Here is a 2158-nt window from a genome sequence, read left to right as displayed (position 1 = left end):
CGCCCCGCCCGGTGCGCTGACCCGCGCCGGTCCCCGTCCCGAACGAGAGGATGACGGCATGAGCGAGCGTCAGCGAGCGAATCATCGGTGCGGCGCGTTGGTGCCTCATGGCGGCGCGGAGCGAAGCGGAGTGCCGGCATGAGCGAGGTTCAGCGGTTCCCCGACGCTGCTGGGCACTTCGGCCGCTTCGGCGGCCGGTTCGTGCCGGAGGCACTGGTCGCCGCTCTCGACGAGCTGGACGCCGCGCACCGCGCGGCGATGGCCGACGAGACGTTCCAGGCCGAGTTCGCCGCCCTGCTGCGCGACTACGCCGGCACCCCGTCGCTGCTCTACGAGGCCCGCCGGTTCTCCGCCCGGGCCGGCGCCCGGGTGCTGCTCAAGCGGGAGGACCTCAACCACACCGGCGCGCACAAGGTGCGCAACGTGCTCGGCCAGGCGCTGCTGACCCGGCGGATGGGCAAGAAGCGGGTGATCGCCGAGACCGGTGCCGGCCAGCACGGCGTCGCCACCGCCACCGCCGCCGCCCTGTTCGACCTGGACTGCGTGGTCTACATGGGCCAGGTCGACACCGAGCGGCAGGCGTTGAACGTGGCCCGGATGCGGATGCTCGGTGCCACCGTCGTACCGGTGACGAACGGCTCGCGCACCCTCAAGGACGCGATGAACGAGGCGATGCGGGACTGGGTCGCCAACGTCGACGACACCCACTACCTGATCGGCACCGCCGCCGGCCCGCACCCGTTCCCGGCGCTGGTCCGCGACTTCGTCCGGGGCATCGGCGACGAGGCCCGGGCGCAGTGCCTGGAGCTGACCGGCGCGCTGCCGGACGCGGTCACCGCCTGCGTCGGCGGCGGCTCCAACGCGCTGGGCATCTTCCACGCCTTCACCGACGACCCGCAGGTGCGGCTGTACGGCTTCGAGGCCGGCGGCGACGGGGTGGCCACCGGGCGGCACGCGGCCAGCATCACCGGCGGCTCCACCGGGGTGCTGCACGGCACCCGCACGTACGTGCTCCAGGACTCCGACGGTCAGACCGTCGAGTCGCACTCGATCTCGGCCGGCCTGGACTACCCGGGCGTCGGGCCGGAGCACGCCTGGTTGCACGACACCGGCCGGGCCAACTACCAGCCGGTCACCGACGACGAGGCGATGGCGGCGTTCGAACTGCTCTGCCGTACCGAGGGGATCATCCCGGCGATCGAGAGCTCGCACGCCCTCGCCGGCACCCTGGCGGTCGCCCCGAAGCTCGCCGCCGATCTGGGCCGGCAGCCCACCATCGTGGTCAACCTCTCCGGCCGGGGCGACAAGGACGTGCACACCGCCGGCGGGTACTTCGGCATCCTGGACGGGGAATCAGCGTGAGCGAGCGCAGCGAGCGAACCATCGGGCTCAGTGTCGTGGTGCCTCATGGCGGCACGGAGCGCAGCGGAGTGCCGGCATGAGTCGGATCGGGGTGGCCTTTGACAAGGCCCGGGCGGACGGCCGGGCGGTACTGGTCGGCTGCATGCCGGCCGGCTTTCCCACCGTCGAGGGCAGCATCGCCGCGATGAAGGCGATGGTCGCCGCCGGCGTCGACGTGATCGAGGTGGAGATCCCGTACTCCGACCCGGTGATGGACGGCCCGGTCATCCAGCGGGCCAGCGACATCGCCCTGGCCGGCGGCGTACGCACCCGGGACACGTTGCGCATCATCGAGGAGGTCGCGGCCACCGGCGCGCCGGTGGTGACGATGACCTACTGGAACCCGATCGAGCGGTACGGCGTCGACGCGTTCGCCCGGGACCTCGCCGCGGCCGGTGGCACCGGGCTGATCACGCCCGACCTGATTCCGGACGAGGCCGACGAGTGGCTCGCCGCCTCGGACACGTACGGGCTGGACCGCACCTTCCTGGTCGCGCCGTCGTCCACCGATGCCCGGTTGGCGATGACGGTCGCGCACTGCCGTGGTTTCGTCTACGCCACCGCGATCATGGGGGTGACCGGTGCCCGTACCCAGACCTCGCAGGCGGCGCCGGTGCTGGTGTCCCGGGTCCGGGAGGCCACCGACCTGCCGGTCGGTGTCGGGCTGGGCGTGGGCACCGGGGCGCAGGCCGCCACCGTCGCCGGGTACGCCGACGGGGTGATCGTCGGCAGCGCCCTGATCCGCTGCCTGCTGGAC

At 72.8% G+C, this 2158-nt stretch carries 2 protein-coding genes; both read left to right on the top strand.

Annotated elements, in window-relative coordinates:
* Positions 1 to 138 precede the first annotated feature (138 nt).
* Positions 139 to 1362 carry a tryptophan synthase subunit beta gene (gene trpB, locus C1I95_RS33510; protein ID WP_111220082.1) on the top strand — a complete coding sequence of 408 codons (1224 nt, stop codon included), beginning with the start codon at positions 139 to 141 and terminating at the stop codon, positions 1360 to 1362.
* 76 nt (positions 1363 to 1438) lie between these two features.
* The coding region (gene trpA, locus C1I95_RS33505) for a tryptophan synthase subunit alpha (RefSeq protein ID WP_111220080.1) at positions 1439 to 2158 on the top strand (720 nt) is incomplete at its 3' end.

This window comes from Micromonospora craterilacus (assembly GCF_003236315.1).
GTDB lineage: Bacteria > Actinomycetota > Actinomycetes > Mycobacteriales > Micromonosporaceae > Micromonospora > Micromonospora craterilacus.
Note: the sequence above shows the minus strand (reverse complement) of the source record. Positions and strands in the feature narration are given on the sequence as shown.